Raw genomic sequence first — 25,356 nt, forward strand, 5'->3', positions numbered from 1 at the left:
AGGCCATGAAAAAAATCATCGCTTTTACATTCTGTGCATTTACTGCGGCATCAGTTATGGCTGCATTGCCTCCTTTAACTCCAGAAGCGCAAGAGGCTGCAACATTAGCTAAAGCAAAAGCCGCTTACGGCGATAGGATGGGAGCATTTCAGCTCTGCCAAGCGCAAAATCGAGTGGCTGATCGCTTTAGAGTGTCTGGTACAGCAGCGCCTGCCGCTTGTACAGCGCCGCCACCATTTGTTGCTCCTGTAGCGGCAGCACCAGCGGCAAAGTAATTAGTCCGCTAGGAGCTCTTGATGTAGGTAGCGTTTAGCTGCCTGTGTTTGGGGATTTAAAAAGAAGGGGCCTACAGGTCCCTTTTCTTTTATCTCGCCATGATCAATAAAGATGATGTATTGAGCAAGTCTTTGCACTTGAGCGAGTTGATGTGAAGAAAAAATCACGTCGCTATCTTGCGCATCAAACCCACGAATCATTTCTTCAACCTGCTCGGTTGTGTTGGGATCTAAATTAGCAGTGGGTTCATCTAGCAACACTAAGTTGGGCTTTTGTAAAATTGCTCGACCTAGACATAGCTTCTGCCTCTCGCCAGCAGAGAGTTTGTGGGCAGGTGTAGAGGCTAGACCTTTCAGTCCGACTCGCTCCAGCACTTGTTCAATTTCTACAGCGCTAATAGCAGAGTCTGTATCCATGACCATGCTCAAATTGGCTCTCGTAGAGGCCTTAATCATCGGAGTGTGATGGAGGACTAATGCAGTCTTATTGGAAAAGGAGTAGCTCACTGTTCCGGTATCCGGCTTGATCAATCCATCTAAGAGCTTTAATAAAGTAGTCTTGCCTGCACCATTCGGGCCAATGCACGCAGTGATGCGGTCAGCTGGAATGATGGTATGAGGAATATTCAGAATAGTTCTGCCATTACTCACGACCGTAATACCTTTGAGTTCAATGTACCTCTCAAATTGCTCAGTCATATTATCCATAGCGACGCTCCGCAATTTGACGCACTGCAAACGTAAACAGATTTGCCAATAGAACAATTCCCAATAAAACAATGCCCAGTGCTAGCGCTAGAGGGAGGTCGCCTTTGCTGGTCTCTAGGGCGATCGCAGTAGTCATCGTTCTGGTCGAATGATCAATATTGCCGCCGACAATCATGACGGCACCGACCTCAGAAATTGCTCTGGCAAGACCGGCTAGGATGGCAATCGTGAGAGAGAAGCGGCAGTCCCAAATGAGCCATTTGAATCGTGAAAGTGATGGCAATCTGAGGCTTAAGAAGGAGTCACGATGAATTCTCCAGGAGTCCTCCAGAATTTGACGGCTTAGGGCTGCAATTAAAGGGGTTGTCAGCAGAATTTGGGCAAGGATCATCCCCTTAGTAGTAAATAGCCAGCCCCAGCCTCCTAGGGGCCCTGAGCGAGATAGCATGAGATATACAAGCACCCCAACAATGACTGTAGGGACCCCCATCAGGGTATTTAAGACAACAATGATCCACTTCTTGCCCTTAAATTCTTCTGTAGCGAGAAGCGCTCCAATAGGCAGGCCTATGAGCGTCCCAAAGAATAGGGCGGTTAAGCTTACCTGTAGGGAAACCAGGACGATTCCTAAAACCCCCCGATCCAGGTGGGCAAGCAGGGTAATCGCATCTTGAAAAGAGGTCAACATGGGCTTGATTCTATCAAGGCAATGGCAAAATGAGCTTAATGAAATCCATACCCCTATTTTCCGACTGATGGCCGAAGTAGTTTGCCTCTGCAACGAGATCCTTGACGAGGATCTACGCGAGTACTTAGATACTCATCCAATCGACTCAATAGAGGAGTTGCGGGAGCAGGCATCCATTTGTAACAAATGCATGCAATGCCAGGAATTGGTAGAGGGTGAGATCTATTTAGCCCGGGTAAGACGTCAGCGTGCAGCAGGACAGTTTTAATGACTCAAAATAGAGGTGCTCGTTTCACGGTCATCAGCATGAACATGCACAAAGGCGTTTCTCCTTTACATCGACATTCCACTATTCATCAGTTGCGCCAAAGGATGCGAAGCCATCATCCAGATTTATTGTTTCTTCAAGAGCTACAACAAGAGCATCGAGGCAGAGTTAGGCGGTTTGGGCAATGGCCACTAACGGAGTTAACCCACTTTCTGTCAGAAGATTTTTGGCATGATTGGCATTATGGAAAAAATATGGAATATCCAGATGGTCATCACGGTAATGCCATTCTGTCTAAGCATTCACTGCAGAAAGGTCTGAATTACGACATCTCCGCCTATCGTTTTGAAAGACGAGGCTTATTGCATAGCGTAACTCAATTAGAAGGAGTGAATCAGCCAATTCACTGCTTCTGTGTGCACTTAGCGCTCTTTGAGCGGGGTAGAGAGCGCCAGTTAGAACAAATTATGAGATACATCGCTGAATTAGCGCAGAATGGTCCGACGATTGTGGCTGGTGACTTTAATGACTGGCGTAATCGAGTGGGCGCAACTATGAGAGAGGCTGGCTTTGAAGAGGTATTTGAGACCCTTACTGGCTCGCCCGCGAAAACCTTCCCGAGCATCAGACCTTTATTAGCCATGGATCGAATCTATGTACGCGGGATGAAGATTCATTCTGCAGAAATTTTGCACGATTGGATGAAGCTATCTGATCATTTAGGTATAGCAGCAGAACTGGAAATCAGATGAACGACCTACTCAGTATTTTCTTGAAGCATATTTTTGAACTCAATATCAATTGGCTCTTGTTTCTCCATTTCATATTAGTTACATACTTTATCGGTGTCATCATTTCCGTTAGAAGGCCGGTAGGAGTAGCGTTTGCCTGGATTTTTATTGTGATGACTTTCCCGGTTTTGGGAATTGGTTTGTACGTTCTCATTGGTGAACGCCCAGTTGGGCGTAAGTTGACGAGAAAAATTACCCGTATGAATCGCGAGTATGCACACATTACCGAGAAGGTATGCCAAGACTATGCGGAAGATAGAGAGCAGATACCTTTGGAGGGTAGGGCCTTAAGTCTTTTGGCAGAAGCCAAGAATGGATCGCCCGTGGTGGCCGGCAATAAGGTTGAGCTTCATACCGATTCCCTAGAGATTTTGCAGTGCTTTATTAATGAAATCAATCAGGCCAAGAAAAGCTTAAATCTGGAGTTTTATATTTGGGCTTTAGGTGGATCTGCGGACGCAGTGGGCGAGGCGATGATAGCGGCTGCCAAAAGAGGCGTAGCATGCCGCGTGCTTCTTGACTCATTGGGTAGTAAAGATTGGTTTAAATCCAAATGGCCGGGACGTTTTCGTAATGCTGGCATTCAAGTGACAGAGGCTTTGCCAATTCAGATTGGAAGATTCCAGTTTCGCCGAGCCGATTTACGCTTGCATCGAAAAATATTTGTAGTTGATGGTTCCATTGTCTGGACAGGCAGTATGAATCTGGTGGATCCACGTACTTTTAAGCAGGACTCAGGAGTAGGTGAGTGGGTTGATGCCATGGTACGTGTTGAGGGGCCGGTTGCTGCGCAGTTTGAGCTGACCTTTGCTTTTGATTGGAGTGTCGATAACCCTAGCATCACTCACTTTCATGAGTGTGTTCCGGCTAGCTCGCCCCATGAGGGCAATGTTATTGCCCAGAAACTAGCGTCCGGACCTGTTTATCGAGATGACATTCTCTATCAAGTGCTGCTCTCCGCAATACTTGATGCTCGAGAAGAGCTCACTATTACGACCCCTTACTTTGGGCCGGATGATGGCTTGCTACAAGCGCTCATGGCAGCAGCTAGAAGAGGTGTGAATGTCACTTTAATTATTCCAAAGTTAAATGACTCAACATTGGTTGCCTGGAGTAGTAAAAGTTACTACGGAGATTTATTGCGATCAGGCGTGAAGATTGCCGAGTTTCATGGCGGATTACTTCATACCAAGAGCCTCTTAATTGATAAAAGAACTGCCATCTTCGGATCAGTTAATTTTGATCAAAGAAGTTTGCGTTTGAACTTCGAGATTAGCCTCATTGTGTATAACGAGGATTTCTGCGTCAAACTCCAAAAGCTGATTAACTCTTATTTAGAGAAATCAGATTACGTGGAGCTAGCTAAATGGTTAAAGAGGCCGCGTTGGCATCATTACCTTGAAAATGCTGCCCATCTCACATCGCCGTTACTTTAAATTGCGCCGCTGGTGCGCATGCTGGCGATATCAGATTCTGTTAGGCCTAACTCTTTTAGGATAGAGTCGGTGTGTTCACCTACCGCTGGAATAGGGTCCATACGGTAGTCGTAACTATCATTTAGTCCTGGTGGCAATAGCGCTGTAATAGGGCCATTGGGCGTGCCCACTTCTGTAAATCGCTTACGAGCCTTCAGCTGCTCATGCTTCCAAAGGCCTTCCATGTCATTCAGATGGGCGTTAGCAATCTGCGCTTTTTCTAGTCTCGCGATAAGCTGCTCTGAACCCAGCTTACTAAAGCAAGTATTAATAATCTCGAGTAATTCAGCGCGCTTATCGTTGCGCTTGAAATTGCGATCAAAGCGTTCATCTTTGGCTAGCGCTGGATTTTCTAATACTATTTCGCAAAATCGCACCCATTCGCGTTCATTCTGTAGACCTAGCATGACGGTCTTACCGTCACCAGCTTTGAAGGGGCCATAGGGATAAATGGTTGCATGAGATGCGCCATTTCTTGCTGGTGGATTTGCGCCTTTGTACGCGTAGTACATCGGAAAGCTCATCCATTCACCTAGCGCCTCTAACATCGAGATATCGATAACGGTGCCTTTACCAGTCTTTCCTCTTTGCAATAAGGCTGCCAAGATGTTGGTATAGGCATACATGCCTGCTGCAATATCAGCTATCGAGTTTCCAGCCTTGCTAGGGGTTTCAGGTGTTCCTGTAATTGACAGAAAGCCTGCCTCACTTTGGATCAAGAGATCGTAGGCTTTTTTATCCCGATAGGGGCCATCGTTGCCATAACCTGAAATAGCACACAAGATCAGCCCGGGATTTTCTTTTTGCAAAGCCTCAGCAGTAAGACCCATGCGAGCGGCCGCGCCAGGGGCAAGGTTTTGGATAAAGACATCAGCGGTCTTGAGTAGACGCTTGAGTACTGCTAAAGCTGAATCTTGCTTGAGGTCGAGCGTCAGGCTTTCTTTGGATCGATTAACCCATACAAAGTGAGATGCAAGTCCATCGACTTGAGTATCGTAGCCTCTTGCAAAGTCGCCCTCTCCGGGGCGCTCAATCTTGATGATGCGCGCACCTAAGTCTGCTAGCTGGCGAGTGCAGAAGGGGGCAGCTATAACATGCTCTAGTGCAACAACAGTGATTCCATCCAGCGGGCGAATACTCATAATGGTCTATTAGAAGGATCTTGGTAGGCCAAGAACATGCTCGGCTATGTAGGAGTAGATCAAGTTGGTGGAGATTGGAGCTACTTGATAGAGACGGGTTTCTCTGAATTTACGTTCCACGTCGTACTCATTGGCAAAGCCAAAGCCACCATGGGTTTGCAAACACACATTAGCCGCTTCCCAAGATGCTTTAGCAGCCAAGTACTTCGCCATGTTTGCTTCGGGTCCACAAGGCTCGTGGTTATCAAATAACTCGCAGGCTCTAAAGCGCATGAGATTAGCTGCCTCAGTTTCAATATAGCTATCTGCAATCGGAAACTGAATGCCTTGGTTTTTTCCAATCGGGCGATCAAACACAACGCGATCATTAGCGTAACGCCGTGCACGATCAATAAACCAGTAAGCATCACCAATACACTCAGCTGCAATTAATACGCGTTCAGCATTAAGACCATCCAGAATGTATTTAAATCCCTGACCTTCAGTACCAATGAGGTTTTCTGCAGGTATCTCCAGGTTATCAAAGAACACTTCATTGGTTTCATGATTCACCATATTGGCGATAGGCCTTACTTCCATGCCCTTACCAATGGCATCCGCAAGATTGACGATGAAGATGGACATACCTTCAGACTTGCGCTGTACTTCACTCAGTGGAGTGGTGCGAGCAAGCAAAATCATGAGATCAGAATGCTGAATGCGAGAAATCCAAACTTTCTGACCATTCACAATATAGTTGTCACCTTTTTTGACGGCAGTCGTTTTGAGTTTGGTAGTGTCAGTACCAGTAGTGGGCTCGGTAACGGCCATACTTTGTAGGCGCAATTCACCGCTGGCGATTTTTGGCAGGTACATTTTTTTCTGCACATCAGATCCATGGCGCAGCAAAGTACCCATGTTGTACATTTGCCCATGACAAGAGCCAGAGTTGCCGCCTGAGAAATTAATCTCTTCCATGATGACTGAGGCTTCAGCTAAACCTAATCCGGAGCCGCCATACTCTTCTGGAATTAATGCGGCCAGCCAGCCTGCTTCAGTCATCGCTTTTACAAAGGCTTCTGGGTAGCCTCGTTCGTGATCTACTTTTTGCCAGTAGGCAGAGTCGAATTTCCCGCAGAGGTCTCTTAAGGCCTCGCGCATGTCCTGATATTGATCTGGCTTGGGAATAGGGTGATTCATGAAGGGCTCGTTTTATGGTTTATTTTGTAATTTAGGCACTAGTTTAAGCAAGATTTGAAAATCCTGGAGAATGATCAAAATCAGGCGAAAATAGCCTTATTCTGAATTGAATATTTTGAATAAATAGATAAATACGGGACGTGAACTTTTAAATGCAAACGAATCGCCAACAAATCCTTGCTAGGGTCAAAGTTTTAGAGTTAGGTCAGCTTATTGCTGGACCCTTTGCCTCAAAGACACTTGCTGATTTTGGAGCCGAGGTCATTAAGGTGGAGTCACCCGGCGTTGGCGATCCTTTGCGCAAGTGGCGCATGCTTCATGAGGGGACATCCGTTTGGTGGCAGGCGCAATCGCGCAACAAACAATCTATCTGCTTAGATCTCCGTGTAAAAGAAGGCCAGGCAATCGCCAGAAAGTTAGCGCTTGAAGCAGATATCGTGATTGAAAATTTTCGACCAGGTACGCTAGAGAAGTGGGGCTTGGGCTGGGAGGAGTTGCACAAAGCAAATCCAAAATTAATCATGTTGCGTATCTCTGGTTACGGTCAGGATGGGCCTAGACGTGATGAGCCAGGTTTTGCGGCAATTGGAGAGGCGATGGCTGGTTTGCGTTACATCACTGGCCACCCAAATGAGGTGCCAGTAAGGGCGGGTGTATCTCTTGGCGATACGATCGCAGGTTTGCATGGCGCTCTCGGGGTATTGCTCGCTTTGTATGAACGGGATGCCCGTGGTGGTGGGGGTCAAATGATTGATGTTGCCTTATATGAGGCAGTTTTTAATTTGACTGAAAGCTTGCTGCCAGAGTACTCCGCTTTTGGTGCCATACGTCAGCCTGCGGGCGGTGCTTTGCCAGGGATTGCTCCTTCTAATGCATATCGATGCGCTGATGGCCAATATGTATTGATTGCTGGCAATGGAGACTCTATATATAAGCGTTTGATGACCCTAATTGGTAGATCGGATTTGGGTGAGGATCCTACATTGGCCTTTAATGATGGTCGGGCCAAAAGGGTGACTGAAATTGATGCGGCGATTAATGCCTGGACTCAAACCTTAACTCTGGATGAAGTGCTTAAAGGTCTGCTTTCAGCAGAAGTACCTTCTGGCAAGATTTATACCGCAAAAGATATCGCTGAAGATTCTCACTACCAAGCCAGGGGTGTGATTGAGACAGTGCAGGCTGCTAATGGCTTAGAAGTACAGGTTCCTGGAATTATTCCAAAGCTTTCTCAAAATCCTGGATCAATTCGTTATCGCGCTCCTACATTAGGAGAGCATACTGATGAAGTGCTTAAATCCGCTGGTCTCACTGAAGAACAAATTACTACTCTGAAAAAATCTGGAGTCCTCGCTTAATGGATCAAGCACTCCAGCATTTTTTCGGATGGTTTGGTTTGCCATCCGTTGGATTGCCTGCTGTGTTTATCAGTGCATTTGTTTCAGCAACATTGCTCCCTGTAGGTTCTGAGCCTATTCTTTTTGGATACACCACCCTTAATCCAGATTTGTACTGGGTTGCAATCTTTGTTGCAACTATCGGCAATACGCTCGGTGGAATGTTTGATTGGTGGCTGGGTTATGTCGCAAACAAAGGAATTAAATCGGATGTAGCAAAGACCGATGGGCATCTACGAGAATGGCTAATAGAGTGGGGCCCCAAGATGCTTTTACTTTCTTGGCTGCCAGGTTTTGGTGATCCGCTTTGTATTGCCGCTGGTTGGCTTCGCTTGGCTTGGTTTCCGTGCTTGATCTACATGTTCATCGGTAAGCTACTCCGTTACCTGACCATGACCTGGTTGCTCACCTTGGTCCCAGATAGTTTTTGGCATCAATTGGGACATTGGTTACATCTAATCTAAATTTATTCGTTGTATCCTACGTTTTTATTATTTCACTAATTGAGAATATTGATATGTCTTCTTTAAAAGGTAAAACAGCCCTGGTAACAGGCTCTACTAGTGGTATTGGTTTGGGAATGGCAATTGCTCTGGCTAAGCAGGGCGCTAACATCATGGTGAATGGCTTTGGCGAGAAAGATGAGGCGATCGCCAAAATCAAAGCATGCGGAGTAGAGGTGGATTATCACGGTGCTGATATGAGCAAGCCTGCCGAGATTGAAGATTTGATTAAGCAAACTGAAAAACGTTTTGGCTCGCTAGATATCTTGGTGAATAACGCTGGCATTCAATACACATCTACTATTGAAGAGTTTCCAACAGACAAGTGGGATGCCATTATTGCGATTAACCTGAGCTCTGCATTTCATACAACCCATCATGCATTACCGGGTATGAAAAAACGGAACTGGGGCCGTATCATTAATATTGCCTCTGTACATGGTTTAGTAGCTTCTACACAAAAATCTGCCTATGTTGCAGCTAAGCATGGAATTATTGGTTTGACTAAAGTCACCGCCCTTGAGAATGCGCGAACTGGCATTACTTGTAATGCAATCTGCCCTGGCTGGGTATTGACCCCCTTGGTTCAAAAGCAGGTAGACGCAAGAGCTGAACGAGAAGGCATCTCAAATGATGCAGCAAAGACCGCTTTAGTATCCGAGAAACAACCTTCTGGAGAATTTGTGACGCCAGAGCAATTAGCTGCTTTGGCAGTATTCCTCTGTGGTCCAGATGCATCTGAAGTACGTGGAGTAGCTTGGAATATGGATGGTGGCTGGGCTGCTCAATAAGCAGAGAAAGATGCCTCATCGATAAATGCCAGCACGTAATCTTGCTGGCATTTTTATTTTTAGGCTTCAGCTTTGGCAGGGCGCCTCATAGACACGATCTACTTTACCTGCCATTAATAATTGGCTTGGTAATGTACGGCCGAATAATGATTGCAAATCTTTTGAGCACGTTAGCAATGCATCGATCTGCATATTGGTTTTAAAGCCCATAAGATCAAGCATATGCACTAACTCTTCAGTGCAGATGTTGCCGGTGGCGCCTGGTGCATAAGGGCAGCCCCCTAAGCCGCCTAGTGAAGAGTCAAAGCGATCAATGCCGCTATTGACTGCAGCTAGGGCATTGGCAAGCCCCATCCCACGCGTATTGTGGAAATGTAACGTCCATTGCAACTTGGGATATTTGGCTTGAACTGCTTCGCAAACAGCTTGTACCTGTGCCGGATTGGCCATGCCGGTTGTGTCGCAGACGGTAATGCCACGAACACCAGCCGCAGCAAAACGATCCACCCAATGCATTAATTCTGATAAAGAAGTGATGCCTGACATAGGGCAACCAAAACTAGTAGACAGAGAAATGTTTACAGCGGTATTGTTTGTATGAGCCAGATCAATTACAGCAGTTAATCCTTTGAATGAGTCTTCGCGACTCATTTTGAGGTTGGATTGGTTATGCGCCTCGCTCACTGACATCACTAAGTTGAATTCATCTACGCCAACGCTTAATGCCCGCTCGGCACCCTTGAGGTTTGGAATGAGAACGGTGTATTCAACTCCGGGGACTCGATCAATACCGCGCATTACAGCTTCAGCATCAGCAAGCATGGGAATGGCTTTAGGGCTGGTGAAAGAGGTCACTTCAATCTTGGCATATCCAGCTCGACTTAAGCGATTGACCAGAGCAATTTTTTCCTCAGTAGGCACAAACTGACTTTCTGCCTGAAATCCATCCCGAGTGACGACCTCTTGGATGTAGATGCGTTTTGAGTTTTGAGGGGATGGGGTGCTTGTCATATTGAAGTGCAGATTTGATGCCTCAAATGGGCTAGGCCTCTATTTTAAGTATGATTTCTGAAATTTTGCAGGATTGAACATAATCGCCAGAATCGTTTATAGTTAGACCCATTATTACTCATAGGAGATCCTTTCATGGCATCAATCTTGACCTCTTTGGGACGTACTGTTTTAGCTGGTTTCGTACTTCTCGTTCTCATCATCCTTGCTTTGGGTGGCAACTTTAGTTCTACCGAATTGCCATTCATTTTCCGTTGGTTGCATGTCATGTTTGGTGTGATGTGGATTGGTTTGCTCTGGTACTTTAACTTCGTGCAAATTCCTTCTATGCCAAAAATTCCTGACGAGCAAAAGCCAGCAATTGGTAAAGTGATTGCTCCAACAGCATTGTTTTGGTTCCGTTGGGCAGCGCTTCTTACTGTTCTCACAGGTGTAATCGTGGCAATCGTCAATGGCTATGCACATCAGGCCTTCACATTGCAGGCTCCATTCCGCGCAATTGGTTTGGGCATGTGGATTGCATTGGTAATGGCATTCAACGTTTGGTTCATTATTTGGCCAAATCAGAAGCGCGCTCTTGGCATCGTTGCTGTTGAACCTGATGTGAAAGCAAAATCTGCACGCGTTGCAATGTTGACTTCCCGTTTGAATACATTGCTCTCAGTGCCAATGTTGTTCTTGATGGTTGCTCAGTCACACAATACAACTTGGTTTGTGATCGTTTCTTAATCACCTAATCACCCTGTTGTAATAGATAAAAGGCCCGCATTGCGGGCCTTTTTATTTCTTCAACTTCAGACGGGTTAGTCAAACTACTGGAGTATTGGCGGCAACTCTTTTGTTAGGCTTCCGCGTTGCGAGGTGGCTGTACCCATTAAGGCAAATCCGAGTAGCTTGCCATCGGCAGCTTCGAAGCGGGCTTCGATACCGCCTTCTATTGCGGTAGTTTTCCATTGACCTTGCGCATCTTTAGCTGGTGGTGAGACTATGGTTGGAAGGGCAGGAGTTTTTACCATGACGGGCATTGCTGGGTAGCTAAGTGTCGTCACTTGTCCAAGCAGCGTTGGTGCCAATGCTCTAGCAGCCTGCATGATGGGCATGACATAAGGGAGAACTAGGCCTTCAACCTCCGCACAATCACCCAGTGAGTAGATATTTTTGTGGCTAGTCTCTAACTCGCGATTTACCTGAACACCTAGTCCAGTCTTAATGCCTGCTGCTTTAGCTAAGTCGACTCTTGGTTTTAGGCCAACCGCAGACAGCACTACGTCACACGAGATAGATTCACCATTAGCTAGGCTAATTTCTATCGTATTGCCATTGCGATTAATGGCTTTGGCAGTTGTAGAAAAGTGCCAGCGAACTCCTAAATCACTCAATTTTTTTTGTAAATCTTTTGCTGCGGCTTCAGGTAATAAGCGGCCTAGCACTTGTGGCGCTAAATCAATCACATCAACTTCATAGCCACCCAATACTAGGTCATTCGCAAATTCGCAACCGATTAAGCCAGCCCCAAGAATTGCTACTTTCTTTTTATTTGCAATAGCGCTTCTGAATTTAGCGTAATCCTCTAAGTCATTAACAGTGAGGACTTCATTGGCGGCGCTACCTTCAAACGGTATCCGAATTTGATCGGCACCTAAGGCTAGCACTAGCTTTGTATAAGAGAGGGCGCCTTTACTCGTTTGTATTGTTTGGGTAGCTGCATCAATTACAGAGACATCAGTATCGGCAAGAATATTAATTTCTAATTGCGTTCCCATTCCTTCGGCCGGCGTAGAGATGAGTTGAGCAGCCTCTTTATTGCTGGCAAGGGCAGTGGAAAGCATTGGCTTAGAGTAAAAATAACCAGGCTCTCTGGTTATTAAGGTAATGGCTGCTGTTTTGTCTAGTTTGCGAATTTCACGTATCAGGGTGTATCCAGCCAAGCCACTGCCAATAATGACAATGCCGGAGGATTGAGATGTATTTTGAGTCAAATGCGAGCTCCAGATGGGTGAAGTATCAATAGGAAGTACTTTGGTGCAAGTGCTTAGCCGACCTGAACCATTTCAAAGTCAGACTTTGATACGCCACAATCTGGGCATTCCCAGCTATCAGGGACGTCAGCCCAAGCGGTCCCAGGCGCAATACCTTCGCTTGGTAAGCCTTGAGCCTCATCATAGATAAAGCCGCACACGATACATTGCCAAGTTTTCATATTGATTTCCTTAATATCAGACCTCAATTTTAAATTTAATCTGAGTTTTTTTCTTGAGACGGGTGATTTGGCTAAATTCGGCAAAAGTCACCAATTCTTGTTACAGTGGTCGATCTCATACTTACTCACAAAAGGCTTCAGATGTCAGGTAAAGAAATCATGTTCACCCCGGTTGCTCTCGGTTCAATTCAGCTCAAAAACCGTCTCGTAATGGCGCCATTGACCAGAATGCGTGCAGTAGCTGGTGATGTGCCAAATCCTTTGGCAAAGACCTATTACGCCCAGCGTGCCAGCGCTGGCCTCATTATTACCGAGGCAACGCAGATTTCTCCGCTGGGCATGGGGTATCCAGCAACGCCTGGTATTTATTCTTCGGCGCAAACTGCTGCCTGGAAAGAGATTGTTGAGGCAGTTCACGCAAAGGGTGGATCAATTGTTGCTCAGCTATGGCACGTAGGTCGCATTTCTCATTCTTCTTTACACCCAGAGCAAGGTATTCCGGAAGCGCCTTCTGCGATTGCTCCCGTAGGACAAACTTATGGTGCCGATTGGAAGCTACATAACTATGAGACTCCTAAGGCAATGAGTCTTGATGACATTGCCCGCTTACTAAAAGAGTTTGAGGCTGCCGCACAAAATGCTAAAGCGGCTGGTTTTGATGGCATTGAAATTCACTCTGCCAACGGCTATTTATTGGATCAGTTCTTGCAAGACAAGACTAACCAGCGGACCGATCAATATGGTGGCTCAGTAGAAAATCGACTGCGCCTCTTGGGTGAGGTGATCGAGACTGTCAGCAAAGTGTTCTCGAGTGACCGCGTCGGCGTTCGTCTTTCTCCGTACGGTACCTTTAATGATATTGCCGATAGTGATCCGATTGCTCTGTTTACTGCAGCAATCAAAAAATTAAATGCTTATAAATTGGCTTATGTACATATGATTGAGCCAAGGGCAACTAGTGCTGGTGGCGGTGATCAAGTTAATGAGGAGGCGCCAATAACATCAGAGCTCTTCCGCGCAGCGTATGAGGGTAAATTTATTACTGCAGGTGGCTATGATCAGGCTCTAGGTGAAAAAGCGCTTGAGGAGGGCTTGGCTAATGCAGTTGCCTATGGCCGTATTTATATTGCTAATCCAGATTTAGCAGAGCGCTTCAAATTGAATGCTCCTCTGAATCCCTATAACCGCGCTACATTCTATGGCGGTGCAGAGGCTGGATACACCGATTACCCAACTCTGTAAGTTAATTCAGCTTGATTCAATAAACTCCGTCCTGAGAGGCGGGGTTTATTTTTTGTCTTCAGGATCCTTTAGAAGATCGTAATGATTTGCAACCAGTAATAAAGCAATAGAAGCGCAGCCCATAGCGAAGAACTGCCATTGATGAAGCATTGCCGTACCTATAACGGTCATCAAGATTGTCCAGCCGACGGCCATCTTCGCTTTCTTAGACAAAGGCTTCATCTCTTACTAACTCCTAAGCTTGCGCTTTAACTTTATTGAGCATACGACAAAGTGTATCGTCTTTTACGACGTAATGTTGCCATAAAGCTGCCAATGCATGAGCGCCGATCAGGAAGTACAGGGTATTTCCTAAAAACTCATGAATCCCTTCAACGAGTTTTTTCATTTCTGGATTAGGGGTAACTAGTTGAGGCCAGACCAATCCAAAGAAATTGATTTCTTTGCCGCCATACTGAAAATAGAGAATGCCAAAGATCGGGGAGATTAATAGTAGGGCATACATGAGCCAATGCATTGCCTGAGCTAATGTGATGAACACCCGTTTTGGATTTGTGGGCTTAGGAACACCATAGGTGAGGCGGAATATTAGGCGCAGAGCCATAGCTAGAAAAATGAGCTGTCCGAAGACGCCATGAATACTTTTACAAAGATCACGCGCCTCGCTTCCCTTGGGGAATTGCCCCTTTAACTCTATGGTAATCAATGCTGCAATGATCAGTAGAAACACAAACCAGTGAAGAAAGATGGAAACGGGGTGATAGCGGGCTTTTGACATATTGAGTTATTAAAAATGTAGATTCTCCATAAATGATAATGAATCTCATTAACAATAACAACCCCATGGTTAAACCCCCTTATTTTGGGGTTTTAGGGGGTGGGCCCGGTTAATTCAGCCTTACTTTAGCGCTCAGTTCGTTAACGGCGCCCCGTTTATCGACTTGGGAGAGTCTGAGGGCTTCTGTTTCAAAGTCGAGCTGACCGGGATGAAATTCATCATCATTTTGTAGGTCAATCACATAAGTCCAGACAAGCTCGCGACCGCGGTTCTTAAAGACATCAACTACACGTTTCATATGTACCGCCTTTGTGGTGATGCTTAATTACTGCTTAGGGGAGGAGATTTCAGTCTTTGTTTGAGTGTTTAGTGCGTTCTTCAGTGTAATCAAGTTTCGCGGTTCAATCCGAATGACACCACCTCTGGGGCTGTCAATATCTGCAATCAAGAAAAAAGAGATGGCGATCACAAAAGGAAAAATCATAAATAGGGCAATGTTCTTCTGGAAGTTCCTCGCTCCAAATCCAACTAGCAAGTTTGCACAAATAGCGATGGCTGCCATGAGGAGCCATGCAGTGCTAGGAATACGATTCCACCATGCAGCTTGCACATAGCCTTGTGAGTTGAGAACATCGTTCATACCCGAGACCGCCAGTGCAATAGTAGGGCTCTGGTTAATGCGTGCAACAGGTAAAACCTCATTCCATAAGGCATTTTGCAGTTGGTCAGTTTTAAGGCGAATCTCTTTAATAGTTTCGCGATCTTGTTTCGAATAAAACAGAATCCGCTGATCTAGATATTGTTTGAGTAAATCTTTGGTTGCTTCATTTGCCTTTGGGGGCAGTAGGTCTGCCCGCAAATATTCAGTGCCAATGGCATTTGCCTCTCCTTCTTCCAGGGTTTCTCGTAGATCATGGCGGTCAATTGCCATGGAGAAGGTGAAGCCAATAAGCAGTGCTAATAAAGTTAATGTGGCTGTTTGGATAATTCCCAGATCTTCAGAAGTTTCGGTATCTTTAGTGCGATAGCGACCCAGGACTGCATTACCAAACCAAACGCAAAATGCAAATACTAGGAATGAAATTCCGAAAACAAGTAGAGGGTAGTTGAGTATGGAGTTAATTTAAAAAGTTCCTGGATACAAAATATCTTTAGTGACATTCTGAATATCACGATGGCCAGTAAATGCCATAGTGATATCCAATTCATTCTTGATAATTTCTAGGCACTTGGTAACGCCGGCTTCACCCATGGCGCCTAAGCCATATAAAAATGGGCGACCAATCATAGTGCCACGAGCACCTAAGGCCCATGCCTTCAGAACATCTTGGCCAGATCGAATGCCGCCATCCATCCATACTTCAATATCTTTGCCAACAGCTTCCACTATTCCTGGCAGGGCCTGAATGCTAGAGACGGCACCATCTAATTGTCTGCCGCCGTGATTAGAAACAACCAAGGCATCAGCACCAGAGTTTGCAGCCATGCGCGCATCGTCCTCATCCAAGATTCCTTTGATGATTAGTTTTCCACCCCACAGTTTTTTAATCCATTCCACATCATTCCAACTTAAGCCCGGATCAAATTGTTCTGCAGTCCAAGAGGAGAGGGAGGACATGTTTCCTACACCAGTTGCGTGCCCCACAATATTGCGGAAGGTTCTGCGTGGTGTCGTAGCCATTCCAAGACACCAACGTGGCTTAGTAGCCATATTGATCATGTTGGCAATCGTCAGCTTGGGGGGAGCGGAGAGCCCATTCTTTAAATCTTTATGACGCTGCCCCAAAATTTGAAGGTCAAGCGTCAGAACTAAGGCTGAGCACTTGGCAGCTTTTGCGCGCTCAATTAAGCGCTCAATAAATCCACGATCTTTCATCACGTAGAGCTGAAACCAAAATGGTTTAGTAGTGCGTTCTGCCACATCTTCGATAGAGCAGATACTCATGGTAGATAAACAAAAAGGCACTCCAAATTTTTCTGCAGCTCTAGCAGCCAAAATTTCACCATCAGCATGTTGCATTCCGGTAAGTCCGGTTGGTGCAAGTGCTACAGGCATAGCCACTTCTTGACCGACCATGGTTGTTTTGGTTGTGCGGTTTGTCATATCAACGGCAACGCGCTGACGTAACTTTATTTTCTGAAAATCAGATTCATTGGCGCGATAGGTAGACTCAGTCCAGGAACCTGAATCTGCGTAGTCATAGAACATCTTGGGGGTGCGTTTTTTGTGGAGTATCCGCAGGTCTTCGATATTGGTAATGATTGCCACAATGTATCCTTCTGTTGAATGCCTTTTATATGGGACATTTATCTAATTAAGCTCTATCTTAGCAATACCAAGGATTTGTTTCTACAATGCTAGGGTATCCCTCCATTGAGACCCTAAATCCACTACCTTCTTGATGCCTCAACTTAATCTCGCAACCATCTCTTATTTACTGATTGCCACTGCTTTATGGGCTGGTAATGCGATTGCTGGACGAGTTTTGGTGGCTAGTGCAGCTGTTTCGCCAATTACGCTCAGTTTGGTGCGTTGGGGATTAGCGGCATTACTACTGCTGCCACTGGGCTGGAGAGTGTTTGCACCTAGTAGCGCTTTATGGCAAAACAAAAAGCGCTTTGTCTTGCTGGGCTTATTTGGTGTTGGAAGCTACAACGTACTTTTATACCTCGCACTAGAAACTTCAACAGCCATCAATGTCACCTTGATTGGTGCCAGTATGCCTATCTGGATGTTGTTGATTGGTGCCTTGTTTTATCAAACCAAACCTGGCTTATTGCAGTTAGTTGGTGCAGTTGTCTCGCTACTTGGCGTTGCGATTGTATTAACGAGAGGTGATTTGTCGACTTTGCTTTCAATGCAAATGGTGCTCGGTGACTTATTAATTATGTTGGCTACGATTACCTGGGCTTTTTACAGCTGGATGTTAAGTCGACCTGGTGCAAGTAATGAGCGCCAATGGCCTTGGGCTCAATTTTTAATGGCGCAGGTTTTTGTGGGCTTGTTATGGACGGGATTCTTTGATGTTTTTGAGATTGCCGCTGGTCAGGCGTATTTAGAGCTCAATCCCTTGACTGCATCGCTGATTCTATTTGTCGCCATTGGCCCTTCGCTGATTGCTTATCGTTGCTGGGGATTGGGTGTGAATGGGGCAGGGCCCACCGTTGCCGCCTTCTTTGCTAACTTCATTCCTTTGTTTACAGCAATTTTGTCTGCAGCCATGCTAGGTGAGCCACCCAAGCTTTTTCATGGCCTGGCATTTGCCTTGATCGTGATTGGGATTGTCATTTCTTCGAGAAAAAAGCACCAGTAAAAAGCAGCAAACGCTCAAAAAGGGCCTCCCCAAAGCGGTTTTTTGAGGATCACCCAAAAAGGCGCCTAAATCAGTATCATTTAGGGCTAATCACCAAATTCCTAGGAAATTACTATGCCAGGTTTACTCCCCAACGTTGATCCAGACGGTTTATTAGAGTTCTCGGTCGTTTATACCGACCGCTCGTTAAATCACATGTCTGAAGAGTTCAAGCGTGTGATGGTTGATATTTCAGGCGTGCTTAAAGATGCTTATAACGCTAGCTCAGCAGTAATCGTTCCTGGTAGCGGTACATTCGGTATGGAGGCTGTAGCCCGTCAATTCGCTAACAATCAAAAGTGTTTGGTTTTGCGCAATGGTTGGTTTAGCTACCGCTGGACACAAATTTTTGACCTAGCCAATATTACAAATGACGTTACTGTTATCAAGGGTCGTCAGTTGGAAGCATCTACGCAGGGCGTATTTGCGCCGGCACCGATTGAAGAGGTTGTAGCTTTCATTAAGAAAGAAAAGCCAGCAGTAGTTTTTGCACCGCACGTAGAAACTTCCGCAGGCATCATCCTGCCAGATGATTATCTCAAAGCAGTTGGTGAAGCTGTTCGCTCTGTAAATGGTTTATTTGTTTTAGATTGCATCGCTTCAGGTGCAATGTGGGTAGATATGAAGGCCTGCAATGTGGACGTGGTGATCACCGCCCCACAAAAAGGTTGGAGCAGCTCCCCATGCTGCGCATTGATCGCACTTGGCGATAGAGCACGCGAGCGTATTGATGCTACCCAAAGCACTAGCTTCTCGATGGATCTCAAAAAGTGGTTGCAGATCATGGAGGCTTACGAAAAAGGTGGCCACGTGTATCACACGACCATGCCTACCGATGCGCTCAAGATTTTGCGTAATGTCATGAAAGAAACCCAAGCGCTTGGCTTTGCGGCATTGAAAGCAAAACAAGTGGAGTTGGGCACCAAGGTTCGCGACTTATTGGTATCTAAGGGCTACCACTCAGTATCCGCTAAAGGCTTTCAGGCGCCGGGCGTTGTAGTGAGCTACACCAGGGACCCTGATATTCAATCTGGAAAGAAATTCATTGCGCTTGGCTTACAAACTGCTGCTGGCGTTCCTCTGCAGTGCGATGAAAGACCAGACTTCCGTACATTCCGTATCGGCTTATTTGGCTTGGAGAAGTTAGCTCACGTAGATCGTACGCTTGGCCATCTCTCAGGAGCTTTGGAAAAGATTACCGAGGCAGAAGCTCAGCCTGCGTAACGGTTTCCCGCATCAAGTAAAGGCCATCTCATGATGGCCTTTTTCTTTTTACCTTGCCAGCGGATTGGGAGTGGCTTCGCCAATCTTATAAAGCGTGTTCTTGTCAATATGGTGAAACAGTTTTTCTTGATCTTTGATTTTTAAGACGGTGTCTTGCTCATAAGACCAAGTACCATCTGCATTGATGCTGACTTGAATATGAAACTCTACTGTTTTAAAGGCGTAATCTAAAAATGGGCTAGAAGAAATTCCTGCGCATGGATCACCTTCTTTGGCATGTAATTCAAATTGCCTATCAGTAGACTCCGCCTTGCCGCAAGCCATGGTAGTCATGCCCCGAGGAATTGTGAGCGTATGAATGATGCTGCCGGTTGCCGGCTCCCAGAGCCAATACCCAACCTGGTCATGGTAGGTTTTGACTTGCTCTGGCTTTGTGATGTGTGCGTGGTATCGCAAGCCATAAAATAATTGTGGGCCATTGGTTTGGGGGTCAATTGGCTGTAGCTCAATGTGCTCAACGTAAGCCTGCTGCTTCGGGCCATCCGCTTTGGGTTTGAGGTCTACTCCTCGAATGCCTTCCCAAATCCCAGCCATGCCAGTAAAGGGTCCTAGGTTTTCTAGGGTATTAATGGAGTATCCCTGTGGCTCGGTAAAGATATCCTTCGGAAAATCATCCATTACAGACCCTTTCAAAATGAAGCATTTACAGCAGATTTTTGAGTATTATCAAATTATCCACAAACCATCTTGGAGAATTGCATGATTTCTCGTATTGTCCGCCTTAGTCTGATCACTCTCATTTCTGCAGCGATTGGTATTTCTCCAATTTCAGTGATGGCTGCTGATCCAGCCCCTGGAGCGACGCCAGCTGCTGCACCCGCAGCTACTCCAACTGAGGCGCCAGCTGATCAAGCTACTGAGAAAAAAGCCAAGAAAAAAACTAAGAAAGAAAAGAAGGCTGAGAAAAAATCGAAGAAGAAGTCTAAGAAAAAATCAAAGCCCGCTTCAGACACCGCTGCTTAGTAATACTTCACCTCTCAATCAGTTGAGGGGCTCTGTACTATCAAGGTCATCGAGTTCATTGGGGCTCGATGACTTTTTTCTTGGACTGTCTTTGCGAACCAGTAACCACATAGCAGCCATAACCAAGCTCATTCCACTGATTTGAATCCAGGTGATGGGCTCTGACAAAATAAAGTAACCCAGAAAGATCGTTGAGACTGGTCCCAAAATTCCGGCTTGCGCTACCAGTGGGGAGCCAATACGATTAATGGCGATCATGACAAGCAACATCGGGATCACGGTGCAAAAGCCGGCATTTAAGAGGCTTAACCAATAAATGGTCTTGGCTTGTTCGAAGATGGCGCTTGGGTTATAAAACGATGACTGTATTAAGCTCAAGACAGCAGAAGCAGTGCTTGCATAGACTACTAGTCGCACGCTACCAATGCGCTGAACCATTTCACCCGAGCCAATCATATAGATTGCATAGGAGCAGGCACTTCCAAATACTAAGATCATTCCGAGCCATGCGCTGATACCGGTAGAGCTAGCATCCTGAATAAATACAATGAACACTCCAAGGTAACCCACTGCTAGTGCATACCATTGCAAACGGGATATCGTTTTATGCAAGACAAAATACGATATGAGAAGGACGATGGTTGGCGTGAGGTACAGCACAATTCTCTCAAGGCCAACAGAGATATATTGCAGCCCGAGAAAGTCTAAATAACTCGATAGAAAGTAACCCAAGAAGCCTAAGAAAAATACCTTGAATCGATCGAGCCATGTCAGGGGGCTCATTACTTTTCTACGAGATTCCCACCAATAAATGGCCCAGAACATGGGGAGCGCCATCAGCATTCTTAAAGCTAAAAGTGTTTCTGAGTTGGCGCCATAGCCAAAGGCTAGCTTGATGAGAATGGCTTTGCCAGAGAAGAGCATTGAGCCGACTCCGGCCATCAAGATGCCATAAAGGTAGCGGCGATGGTGATGTGCTTCGCTGACTGATTGCATACGACTTTATAGTAGCTTATTTAATAAGCTTCTCATCTCCAGGATGGTTTCTGAGGGGGTTAAACCAATAGGGCCGATTCCTTTGGCCACTAGACTGTCAGCTGCTGCTGCATGTAGTTGTACGGCAATACCCGTGGATTCCCATAAATTGAGTTGGTGGCGAGCTCCCTGGGCCGCGATCGCAGTAATGCTCCCCGTAAGAACATCCCCCATACCTCCGGTGCCCATTCCTGGATTACCTTCTTGGCACTGCAGAGCAGGGTGTTTGGGTGAGGCTATTAAAGTGTTGTGACCCTTGAGGACAACAATGGATTGCGTCAGTGCAATTAACTTCTCTAAAGAAGCTAAACGATCCGATTGAATATTCTCGGTAGTGATACCAAGTAGTTTGGCTGCTTCACCTGGATGTGGTGTTAGCACAGTCTGGCCGGGAAATTGTTGATTACGTTTTTGTAATGCCAGCAATAGATCATTTGATTCTGCAATGAGATTGAGTGCGTCTGCATCAATGATTAAAGGGATGCTTGGATGTTGAAGTGCCCCAATGAGTAATGTCGAGGCCAGAGCAGACTTGCCAAGTCCTGGGCCAATCGCAATGACATCGGGTTTAGTGGTTTTTAAGACATCATCAACCTGTGTGCTCGCTAATCGAATCATCAGTTCAGGAGACTCGGGGCATGCATTTGCAGACGCAGGGTCTAGCATCTCTAAAACAGTCCAGCCAGCACCTAGGTGTAGGCAGGCATTACCAGCAAGCAAGAGGGCGCCTGCCATACCTGGCGCGCCGCCTATTAAAAGAGCTTTACCCGCATTACCTTTATGTTCGCTGGCAACGCGTTTTAGGCGCTTGGCTAATTCAAAAGTACTCAGTTTTGATGGCAATGAGGTCATATTAGTAGTATCACCCTGATTGGGGCGTTTGAGATCATTGTAAGAGAGAGTATGCTGAAAATATGAAGATCCAATTTCTTGGTGCTGCTGGTGAGGTTACTGGTTCACGTCATTCCATAGAGCTCTTGCTTGCCGGAAGACAGAGGCGTTTTATGGTTGACTATGGAATGTTTCAGGGTGGTCGGGAAGCTACGAATAAAAATATAGAGCCCTTACCATTCCTGGCCAAAGATCTTGATTTTATAGTGTTGACACATGCGCACATTGATCACAGTGGTTTGTTGCCACGTTTGTGTGCTCAGGGATTTACTGGTCCTATTTATTGCACTACTGCCACTTTTGAGTTGCTGAAAATTCTGCTGCCTGATAGCGCGTATTTACAGCGTGCTGATGTTGATAGAGCAGAGCGCAAACAGAAGGCCGGAAAGTGGCATGGAGAAATGCCTGTTGCCCTGTATTCACGTGAAGAGGTGGATCTTGCTTTATCGCAATTTGAGGTTCTGGAATATGGACAAGTAGTTGAGCCAGCATCGGGTATTCAGCTGGAGTTTCGCAATGCTGGACATATCTTAGGTTCAGCAATAGCCATTATTGATATCGCTGAAGATAATGCCCAGAAAAAGCGCTGTGTTTTCTCGGGCGATATTGGGATGAAAGGCAAAGTCCTGATGCCTGACCCGGATTCAATTGCAAATGCTGATGTACTGGTTGTTGAATCAACTTATGGGGATCGCCAGCATCGCAGCTTGCAAGATACTGAGGATGAGTTAGTTGAAGTGATTTCCTCAACGATGACAGCACATGGCAATGTTGTAATGCCTGCTTTTGCGGTTGGTCGTACCCAAGAAATTTTATTTCTCTTGATTGATTTAGTGAGAAGGGGGCGCTTGCCTCATTTAAGTATTTGGGTAGATTCACCTATGGCAACTGCTGCTACCCATCTGACGCAGCACTTCTTTTCACAGCTAGATAGCCAGTCTCAGGCAACATTTGAGTGGTTCAAGGCTAATTCAGAATCTGTTGATTTACGCTTCATTGCCGATGTTGAGGAATCTAAAGCACTCAATAAAATCAGAGGTGGTGCCATCATCATCTCGGCAAGTGGCATGTGTGATGCAGGAAGAATTGTTCATCATTTAGCGAGCAATCTACCGCGCGAGCAAAATGCCATCATCATCACGGGATTTCAAGCCTATGGAAGTTTGGGTAGACGCCTAGTAGATAAAGCCAAGAAGGTCCGCTTATTTGGTGAAGAGGTACTTGTTAAAGCATCCATCCATACCATCGGAGGATTATCGGCTCACGCAGATCAGGCAGGTTTGCTTGATTGGCTAAAGGGATTTGAGGTTCCACCCAAATCGGTCTTTGTAGTCCATGGGGAGCCCGAGTCTTCTTCGGTATTTGCTGAATGTATCCGGGATGAATTGGGATGGAAAAACGTCATCATCCCAGAACGCTTACATACTTACTCTTGCTAGATGCTGATGGAGTTCTCGCCTCTCAGTTTTAGGATGATGGCATAAGTCACTTACATCGTTCTAAATGGCGTAAAAAAACCGCGGCGGACCGCGGTTTGATTTAGCTAAAGAAAAAAATTACTTCTTGGCGTCTGCTGCTGGTGCTGCAGGAGCTTCTGCAGGGGCTGCTGGAGCAGCCGCTTTCTTAGCATCTTCCATGTGAGCTGCTTCTGCACCATGCTTTTCGCCGCCCATATCAATGTCGCCGTCGCCTTTGATGAGTAAATAGGCGGTGGCACTAATTAATACCAGTACCATGATGATGATTGCACGGTTGCTCATTGCTTTTCCTTCGGTTTGGTTGAAATTAGGCCAATATTAACCCTTGTTGGAGCCTGGGTAAATCCCAACTTCCCCTAAGGGCCGGTTCATGGGGCTTATTTAGGTATTAATACTAAGTTTTAGACCGGGTGATTAGGTCTTATTTCCTTAAATGTAAGGGGTAAGATGGGCATGACACTGATACCTAAGGCAAGCATATGAGTCCAAAGCTCCCCGTTAATAACGCGCAGACCATTACCGATTTTTTAAGTCTTGAGCCACATCAAATTTCTGAAGAAAGTTCAGAAGAGTCATACAAGTTTGCATTTGATGATGAGGCCTTTTTAGCGCGTAAAGAAACCATTGGAATTCGTTTCGAATTAGAGTTATTGAAGCCAGAAATTCTGCTCAATGAGCATGGGATTGATCACACCATCACAGTCTTTGGTTCAACCCGTTTTGTTAGTCATGAGAAAGCCTTAGAAATGGAGAGGAACGCTCAGACTGCGGACGAGAAAACTAAAGCAAATAAAGCATTGCTTCATTCTCATTACTATGAATCTGCTCGTGAGTTCGGCTCCATTGTTGCCCACTACAACGGTACTCAGACAGAGGCTTCTAATAAACTGCATATCTGTACTGGCGGTGGCCCTGGAATTATGGAAGCTGCTAATCGTGGTGCATTTGAAGCGGGCGATAAAACCATTGGCTTCAACATTAGCTTGCCACGAGAGCAGCATCCTAACCCGTACATTAGTCCGGGCTTAAGTTTTCGCTTCCACTATTTTGCTTTGCGTAAGATGCACTTCATGCTGCGGGCAAGAGCAATCGTTGCATTTCCAGGGGGTTTCGGTTCCTTTGATGAGCTCTTTGAGGTACTTACTTTGATGCAGACTAAAAAAGTAACCCGCTTTCCAGTGATTCTCATGGGTAAGGAGTTCTGGACTCAGATGGTCCACTTTCAGGAGATGATTGAGTTCGGCGTGATTGATGAGGATGATATGAAGGTGATCCGCTTTGCTGAGACGGCAGGGGAGGCCTGGGCGATTATCAAAAATCATTATCAATTAACTTGATGGACGTTCATCGGTCAAAGAGTTCGCCTGTAAAATACGCTAAAGCCTAATCATGACCCCACAAGACGCCAGCATCGCTACCTCTCTTGATCTCCCCAGCTACTTCCTGGGTGCCATCATGCTATTGCTGGTGATGATTTTCCACGGCCTTGTGCTGCTGCAAATTGCCAAACGATATGAGGTCAAATCCTTTTTATATTTAGCTGAAAAGAAATATTCAGAGGTTGGCCTATGTTTTTACATTAGTATTTTTTGCTTATTCTTAACGCATATTGCTGAAATTATTATTTGGGGTATTGCACTATATGCTTTCAAGCTAGTTCCAGCCTTGGGCCAAAGTATTTTGTTTAGCGGCAGTACTTATACCGCCATGGGATTCATGGAGGATATCCTGCCCGAGGGCTGGAAAATGTTGGCTGTCATTATTGCCTTCTCCGGCATGTTTGCTTTTGCTTGGACTGCTTCAGTCATGATCTCAATGACAAAAAACTTTCGGCAAGCCTATACCAAGCACCACATGGAAAAACTCAATATTTCTTCTGAAATTATTGATCGTTTCAAATAAAG

At 45.8% G+C, this 25,356-nt stretch carries 31 protein-coding genes; 15 read left to right on the plus strand and 16 right to left on the minus strand.

The features are described from left to right. The first annotated feature begins 5 nt into the window (after positions 1 to 5). Positions 6 to 275 (plus strand): hypothetical protein, encoded by a 270-nt coding sequence (locus ICN13_RS02465; protein ID WP_216138808.1) that lies wholly within the window; start codon positions 6 to 8, stop codon positions 273 to 275. Here ICN13_RS02465 and ICN13_RS02470 read toward each other — a convergent pair whose 3' ends face one another. Further along, a complete protein-coding gene (locus ICN13_RS02470) occupies positions 276 to 983 on the minus strand; it encodes an ATP-binding cassette domain-containing protein (RefSeq protein WP_216138809.1) in 708 nt (235 codons plus the stop codon). It abuts the gene before it with no gap. Next, positions 976 to 1,671, minus strand: a complete 696-nt coding sequence (locus ICN13_RS02475) for an ABC transporter permease (protein WP_216138810.1) — start codon at positions 1,669 to 1,671, stop codon at positions 976 to 978. Before ICN13_RS02475 ends, ICN13_RS02470 begins: the two co-directional genes overlap by 8 nt. Here ICN13_RS02475 and ICN13_RS02480 point away from each other — a divergent pair. Genes ICN13_RS02480 through cls form a run of 3 tightly spaced genes read left to right on the plus strand, consistent with a single transcriptional unit; the run spans position 1,670 to position 4,166 of the window. Continuing rightward, positions 1,670 to 1,939 (plus strand): hypothetical protein, encoded by a 270-nt coding sequence (locus tag ICN13_RS02480; RefSeq protein ID WP_216138811.1) that lies wholly within the window; start codon positions 1,670 to 1,672, stop codon positions 1,937 to 1,939. The two genes, ICN13_RS02475 and ICN13_RS02480, sit on opposite strands and share 2 nt — an antisense overlap. Further along, positions 1,939 to 2,691, plus strand: coding sequence for an endonuclease/exonuclease/phosphatase family protein (locus tag ICN13_RS02485; protein WP_216138812.1), 753 nt, complete (start codon positions 1,939 to 1,941; stop codon positions 2,689 to 2,691). The genes ICN13_RS02480 and ICN13_RS02485 overlap by 1 nt, the downstream gene beginning before the upstream one ends. Then, the gene (gene cls, locus ICN13_RS02490) at positions 2,688 to 4,166 is read left to right on the plus strand and encodes a cardiolipin synthase (protein ID WP_216138813.1); all 1,479 of its coding nucleotides are present in this window, start codon (positions 2,688 to 2,690) and stop codon (positions 4,164 to 4,166) included. The genes ICN13_RS02485 and cls overlap by 4 nt, the downstream gene beginning before the upstream one ends. Here cls and ICN13_RS02495 read toward each other — a convergent pair. Both ICN13_RS02495 and ICN13_RS02500 read right to left on the minus strand, forming a co-directional pair. After that, entirely contained in the window at positions 4,163 to 5,347 is a 1,185-nt protein-coding gene (locus ICN13_RS02495) for a CaiB/BaiF CoA-transferase family protein (protein ID WP_216138814.1), read from the minus strand. The two genes, cls and ICN13_RS02495, sit on opposite strands and share 4 nt — an antisense overlap. 9 nt (positions 5,348 to 5,356) lie before the next feature. Beyond that, positions 5,357 to 6,526, minus strand: a complete 1,170-nt coding sequence (locus tag ICN13_RS02500) for an acyl-CoA dehydrogenase family protein (protein ID WP_216138815.1) — start codon at positions 6,524 to 6,526, stop codon at positions 5,357 to 5,359. 152 nt (positions 6,527 to 6,678) lie between these two features. Between ICN13_RS02500 and ICN13_RS02505 the strand changes: the two genes are divergently transcribed. Genes ICN13_RS02505 through ICN13_RS02515 form a run of 3 tightly spaced genes read left to right on the plus strand, consistent with a single transcriptional unit; the run spans position 6,679 to position 9,217 of the window. Continuing rightward, the gene (locus ICN13_RS02505; RefSeq protein WP_216138816.1) at positions 6,679 to 7,884 is read left to right on the plus strand and encodes a CaiB/BaiF CoA-transferase family protein; all 1,206 of its coding nucleotides are present in this window, start codon (positions 6,679 to 6,681) and stop codon (positions 7,882 to 7,884) included. Then, positions 7,884 to 8,387, plus strand: a complete 504-nt coding sequence (locus ICN13_RS02510) for a YqaA family protein (RefSeq protein WP_216138817.1) — start codon at positions 7,884 to 7,886, stop codon at positions 8,385 to 8,387. Before ICN13_RS02505 ends, ICN13_RS02510 begins: the two co-directional genes overlap by 1 nt. Positions 8,388 to 8,440: 53 nt before the next feature. Continuing rightward, complete coding sequence (locus ICN13_RS02515) at positions 8,441 to 9,217, plus strand: 3-hydroxybutyrate dehydrogenase (protein WP_216138818.1); 777 nt, start codon at positions 8,441 to 8,443, stop codon at positions 9,215 to 9,217. 66 nt (positions 9,218 to 9,283) lie between these two features. Here ICN13_RS02515 and ICN13_RS02520 read toward each other — a convergent pair whose 3' ends face one another. After that, entirely contained in the window at positions 9,284 to 10,228 is a 945-nt protein-coding gene (locus ICN13_RS02520) for a hydroxymethylglutaryl-CoA lyase (protein ID WP_216138819.1), read from the minus strand. A 135-nt stretch (positions 10,229 to 10,363) separates the two neighbouring features. Between ICN13_RS02520 and ICN13_RS02525 the strand changes: the two genes are divergently transcribed. After that, positions 10,364 to 10,957 (plus strand): urate hydroxylase PuuD, encoded by a 594-nt coding sequence (locus tag ICN13_RS02525; RefSeq protein WP_216138820.1) that lies wholly within the window; start codon positions 10,364 to 10,366, stop codon positions 10,955 to 10,957. Positions 10,958 to 11,040: 83 nt separating this feature from the next. Here the strand turns inward: ICN13_RS02525 and ICN13_RS02530 are convergent, their stop codons facing one another. Both ICN13_RS02530 and ICN13_RS02535 read right to left on the minus strand, forming a co-directional pair. Further along, a complete protein-coding gene (locus ICN13_RS02530) occupies positions 11,041 to 12,207 on the minus strand; it encodes an NAD(P)/FAD-dependent oxidoreductase (protein WP_216138821.1) in 1,167 nt (388 codons plus the stop codon). Between the two features lie 53 nt (positions 12,208 to 12,260). Then, positions 12,261 to 12,428, minus strand: a complete 168-nt coding sequence (locus ICN13_RS02535) for a rubredoxin (RefSeq protein ID WP_087909695.1) — start codon at positions 12,426 to 12,428, stop codon at positions 12,261 to 12,263. Positions 12,429 to 12,569: 141 nt separating this feature from the next. On the opposite strand from ICN13_RS02535, the gene ICN13_RS02540 reads away from it, so the two are divergent. Further along, positions 12,570 to 13,670, plus strand: a complete 1,101-nt coding sequence (locus tag ICN13_RS02540) for an alkene reductase (RefSeq protein ID WP_216138822.1) — start codon at positions 12,570 to 12,572, stop codon at positions 13,668 to 13,670. A 45-nt stretch (positions 13,671 to 13,715) separates the two neighbouring features. On the opposite strand, the gene ICN13_RS02545 is transcribed toward ICN13_RS02540, so the two are convergent. The 5 genes from ICN13_RS02545 to ICN13_RS02565 all read right to left on the minus strand — a co-directional run bounded on the left by ICN13_RS02545 (position 13,716) and on the right by ICN13_RS02565 (position 16,717). Beyond that, positions 13,716 to 13,883, minus strand: a complete 168-nt coding sequence (locus tag ICN13_RS02545) for a hypothetical protein (protein ID WP_216139307.1) — start codon at positions 13,881 to 13,883, stop codon at positions 13,716 to 13,718. A gap of 22 nt (positions 13,884 to 13,905) precedes the next feature. After that, complete coding sequence (locus ICN13_RS02550; protein ID WP_216138823.1) at positions 13,906 to 14,448, minus strand: cytochrome b; 543 nt, start codon at positions 14,446 to 14,448, stop codon at positions 13,906 to 13,908. A 109-nt stretch (positions 14,449 to 14,557) separates the two neighbouring features. After that, positions 14,558 to 14,746, minus strand: a complete 189-nt coding sequence (locus tag ICN13_RS02555; protein WP_216138824.1) for a hypothetical protein — start codon at positions 14,744 to 14,746, stop codon at positions 14,558 to 14,560. 27 nt (positions 14,747 to 14,773) lie between these two features. Further along, positions 14,774 to 15,379: a hypothetical protein gene (locus ICN13_RS02560; RefSeq protein ID WP_255534002.1), complete on the minus strand. Its 606-nt coding sequence runs from the start codon at positions 15,377 to 15,379 to the stop codon at positions 14,774 to 14,776. Positions 15,380 to 15,571: 192 nt separating this feature from the next. Then, complete coding sequence (locus ICN13_RS02565; RefSeq protein ID WP_216138825.1) at positions 15,572 to 16,717, minus strand: L-lactate dehydrogenase; 1,146 nt, start codon at positions 16,715 to 16,717, stop codon at positions 15,572 to 15,574. A gap of 130 nt (positions 16,718 to 16,847) precedes the next feature. On the opposite strand from ICN13_RS02565, the gene ICN13_RS02570 reads away from it, so the two are divergent. Beyond that, positions 16,848 to 17,762 (plus strand): DMT family transporter, encoded by a 915-nt coding sequence (locus tag ICN13_RS02570; protein WP_370622937.1) that lies wholly within the window; start codon positions 16,848 to 16,850, stop codon positions 17,760 to 17,762. A 114-nt stretch (positions 17,763 to 17,876) separates the two neighbouring features. Continuing rightward, positions 17,877 to 19,025: an aminotransferase class V-fold PLP-dependent enzyme gene (locus ICN13_RS02575; RefSeq protein ID WP_216138827.1), complete on the plus strand. Its 1,149-nt coding sequence runs from the start codon at positions 17,877 to 17,879 to the stop codon at positions 19,023 to 19,025. 48 nt (positions 19,026 to 19,073) lie between these two features. On the opposite strand, the gene ICN13_RS02580 is transcribed toward ICN13_RS02575, so the two are convergent. After that, entirely contained in the window at positions 19,074 to 19,703 is a 630-nt protein-coding gene (locus ICN13_RS02580; RefSeq protein ID WP_216138828.1) for an FABP family protein, read from the minus strand. Positions 19,704 to 19,784: 81 nt separating this feature from the next. On the opposite strand from ICN13_RS02580, the gene ICN13_RS02585 reads away from it, so the two are divergent. Next, a complete protein-coding gene (locus ICN13_RS02585; protein ID WP_216138829.1) occupies positions 19,785 to 20,048 on the plus strand; it encodes a protein tyrosine phosphatase in 264 nt (87 codons plus the stop codon). Between the two features lie 18 nt (positions 20,049 to 20,066). On the opposite strand, the gene ICN13_RS02590 is transcribed toward ICN13_RS02585, so the two are convergent. Both ICN13_RS02590 and ICN13_RS02595 read right to left on the minus strand, forming a co-directional pair. Then, entirely contained in the window at positions 20,067 to 21,044 is a 978-nt protein-coding gene (locus ICN13_RS02590; protein WP_216138830.1) for a DMT family transporter, read from the minus strand. Between the two features lie 6 nt (positions 21,045 to 21,050). Further along, the gene (locus ICN13_RS02595) at positions 21,051 to 21,935 is read right to left on the minus strand and encodes an NAD(P)H-hydrate dehydratase (protein WP_216138831.1); all 885 of its coding nucleotides are present in this window, start codon (positions 21,933 to 21,935) and stop codon (positions 21,051 to 21,053) included. 62 nt (positions 21,936 to 21,997) lie between these two features. Between ICN13_RS02595 and ICN13_RS02600 the strand changes: the two genes are divergently transcribed. Next, positions 21,998 to 23,413, plus strand: coding sequence for an MBL fold metallo-hydrolase RNA specificity domain-containing protein (locus ICN13_RS02600; protein ID WP_216138832.1), 1,416 nt, complete (start codon positions 21,998 to 22,000; stop codon positions 23,411 to 23,413). A 117-nt stretch (positions 23,414 to 23,530) separates the two neighbouring features. Here ICN13_RS02600 and ICN13_RS02605 read toward each other — a convergent pair whose 3' ends face one another. Next, positions 23,531 to 23,734 (minus strand): hypothetical protein, encoded by a 204-nt coding sequence (locus ICN13_RS02605; protein ID WP_216138833.1) that lies wholly within the window; start codon positions 23,732 to 23,734, stop codon positions 23,531 to 23,533. A gap of 197 nt (positions 23,735 to 23,931) precedes the next feature. Here ICN13_RS02605 and ICN13_RS02610 point away from each other — a divergent pair, with 197 nt between their 5' ends. Both ICN13_RS02610 and ICN13_RS02615 read left to right on the plus strand, forming a co-directional pair. After that, positions 23,932 to 24,789, plus strand: a complete 858-nt coding sequence (locus tag ICN13_RS02610) for an LOG family protein (RefSeq protein ID WP_216138834.1) — start codon at positions 23,932 to 23,934, stop codon at positions 24,787 to 24,789. A 52-nt stretch (positions 24,790 to 24,841) separates the two neighbouring features. Continuing rightward, entirely contained in the window at positions 24,842 to 25,354 is a 513-nt protein-coding gene (locus tag ICN13_RS02615) for a hypothetical protein (RefSeq protein WP_216138835.1), read from the plus strand. The last annotated feature ends 2 nt before the right edge of the window (positions 25,355 to 25,356 follow it).

Origin of the sequence: Polynucleobacter sp. MWH-Berg-3C6 (assembly GCF_018881855.1) — a bacterium.
Classification (GTDB): domain Bacteria; phylum Pseudomonadota; class Gammaproteobacteria; order Burkholderiales; family Burkholderiaceae; genus Polynucleobacter.

Bases quoted from the DNA above. Each gene is read 5' to 3' on its own strand.
- ICN13_RS02465 (WP_216138808.1), top strand. From the start codon at position 6: ATGAAAAAAATCATCGCTTTTACATTCTGTGCATTTACTGCGGCATCA.
- ICN13_RS02470 (WP_216138809.1), bottom strand. From the start codon at position 983: ATGGATAATATGACTGAGCAATTTGAGAGGTACATTGAACTCAAAGGT.
- ICN13_RS02480 (WP_216138811.1), top strand. From the start codon at position 1,670: ATGGGCTTGATTCTATCAAGGCAATGGCAAAATGAGCTTAATGAAATC.
- ICN13_RS02475 (WP_216138810.1), bottom strand. From the start codon at position 1,671: ATGTTGACCTCTTTTCAAGATGCGATTACCCTGCTTGCCCACCTGGAT.
- ICN13_RS02485 (WP_216138812.1), top strand. From the start codon at position 1,939: ATGACTCAAAATAGAGGTGCTCGTTTCACGGTCATCAGCATGAACATG.
- cls (WP_216138813.1), top strand. From the start codon at position 2,688: ATGAACGACCTACTCAGTATTTTCTTGAAGCATATTTTTGAACTCAAT.
- ICN13_RS02495 (WP_216138814.1), bottom strand. From the start codon at position 5,347: ATGAGTATTCGCCCGCTGGATGGAATCACTGTTGTTGCACTAGAGCAT.
- ICN13_RS02500 (WP_216138815.1), bottom strand. From the start codon at position 6,526: ATGAATCACCCTATTCCCAAGCCAGATCAATATCAGGACATGCGCGAG.
- ICN13_RS02505 (WP_216138816.1), top strand. From the start codon at position 6,679: ATGCAAACGAATCGCCAACAAATCCTTGCTAGGGTCAAAGTTTTAGAG.
- ICN13_RS02510 (WP_216138817.1), top strand. From the start codon at position 7,884: ATGGATCAAGCACTCCAGCATTTTTTCGGATGGTTTGGTTTGCCATCC.
- ICN13_RS02515 (WP_216138818.1), top strand. From the start codon at position 8,441: ATGTCTTCTTTAAAAGGTAAAACAGCCCTGGTAACAGGCTCTACTAGT.
- ICN13_RS02520 (WP_216138819.1), bottom strand. From the start codon at position 10,228: ATGACAAGCACCCCATCCCCTCAAAACTCAAAACGCATCTACATCCAA.
- ICN13_RS02525 (WP_216138820.1), top strand. From the start codon at position 10,364: ATGGCATCAATCTTGACCTCTTTGGGACGTACTGTTTTAGCTGGTTTC.
- ICN13_RS02535 (WP_087909695.1), bottom strand. From the start codon at position 12,428: ATGAAAACTTGGCAATGTATCGTGTGCGGCTTTATCTATGATGAGGCT.
- ICN13_RS02540 (WP_216138822.1), top strand. From the start codon at position 12,570: ATGTCAGGTAAAGAAATCATGTTCACCCCGGTTGCTCTCGGTTCAATT.
- ICN13_RS02550 (WP_216138823.1), bottom strand. From the start codon at position 14,448: ATGTCAAAAGCCCGCTATCACCCCGTTTCCATCTTTCTTCACTGGTTT.
- ICN13_RS02555 (WP_216138824.1), bottom strand. From the start codon at position 14,746: ATGAAACGTGTAGTTGATGTCTTTAAGAACCGCGGTCGCGAGCTTGTC.
- ICN13_RS02560 (WP_255534002.1), bottom strand. From the start codon at position 15,379: ATGGCAATTGACCGCCATGATCTACGAGAAACCCTGGAAGAAGGAGAG.
- ICN13_RS02575 (WP_216138827.1), top strand. From the start codon at position 17,877: ATGCCAGGTTTACTCCCCAACGTTGATCCAGACGGTTTATTAGAGTTC.
- ICN13_RS02580 (WP_216138828.1), bottom strand. From the start codon at position 19,703: ATGGATGATTTTCCGAAGGATATCTTTACCGAGCCACAGGGATACTCC.
- ICN13_RS02585 (WP_216138829.1), top strand. From the start codon at position 19,785: ATGATTTCTCGTATTGTCCGCCTTAGTCTGATCACTCTCATTTCTGCA.
- ICN13_RS02590 (WP_216138830.1), bottom strand. From the start codon at position 21,044: ATGCAATCAGTCAGCGAAGCACATCACCATCGCCGCTACCTTTATGGC.
- ICN13_RS02595 (WP_216138831.1), bottom strand. From the start codon at position 21,935: ATGACCTCATTGCCATCAAAACTGAGTACTTTTGAATTAGCCAAGCGC.
- ICN13_RS02600 (WP_216138832.1), top strand. From the start codon at position 21,998: ATGAAGATCCAATTTCTTGGTGCTGCTGGTGAGGTTACTGGTTCACGT.
- ICN13_RS02605 (WP_216138833.1), bottom strand. From the start codon at position 23,734: ATGAGCAACCGTGCAATCATCATCATGGTACTGGTATTAATTAGTGCC.
- ICN13_RS02610 (WP_216138834.1), top strand. From the start codon at position 23,932: ATGAGTCCAAAGCTCCCCGTTAATAACGCGCAGACCATTACCGATTTT.
- ICN13_RS02615 (WP_216138835.1), top strand. From the start codon at position 24,842: ATGACCCCACAAGACGCCAGCATCGCTACCTCTCTTGATCTCCCCAGC.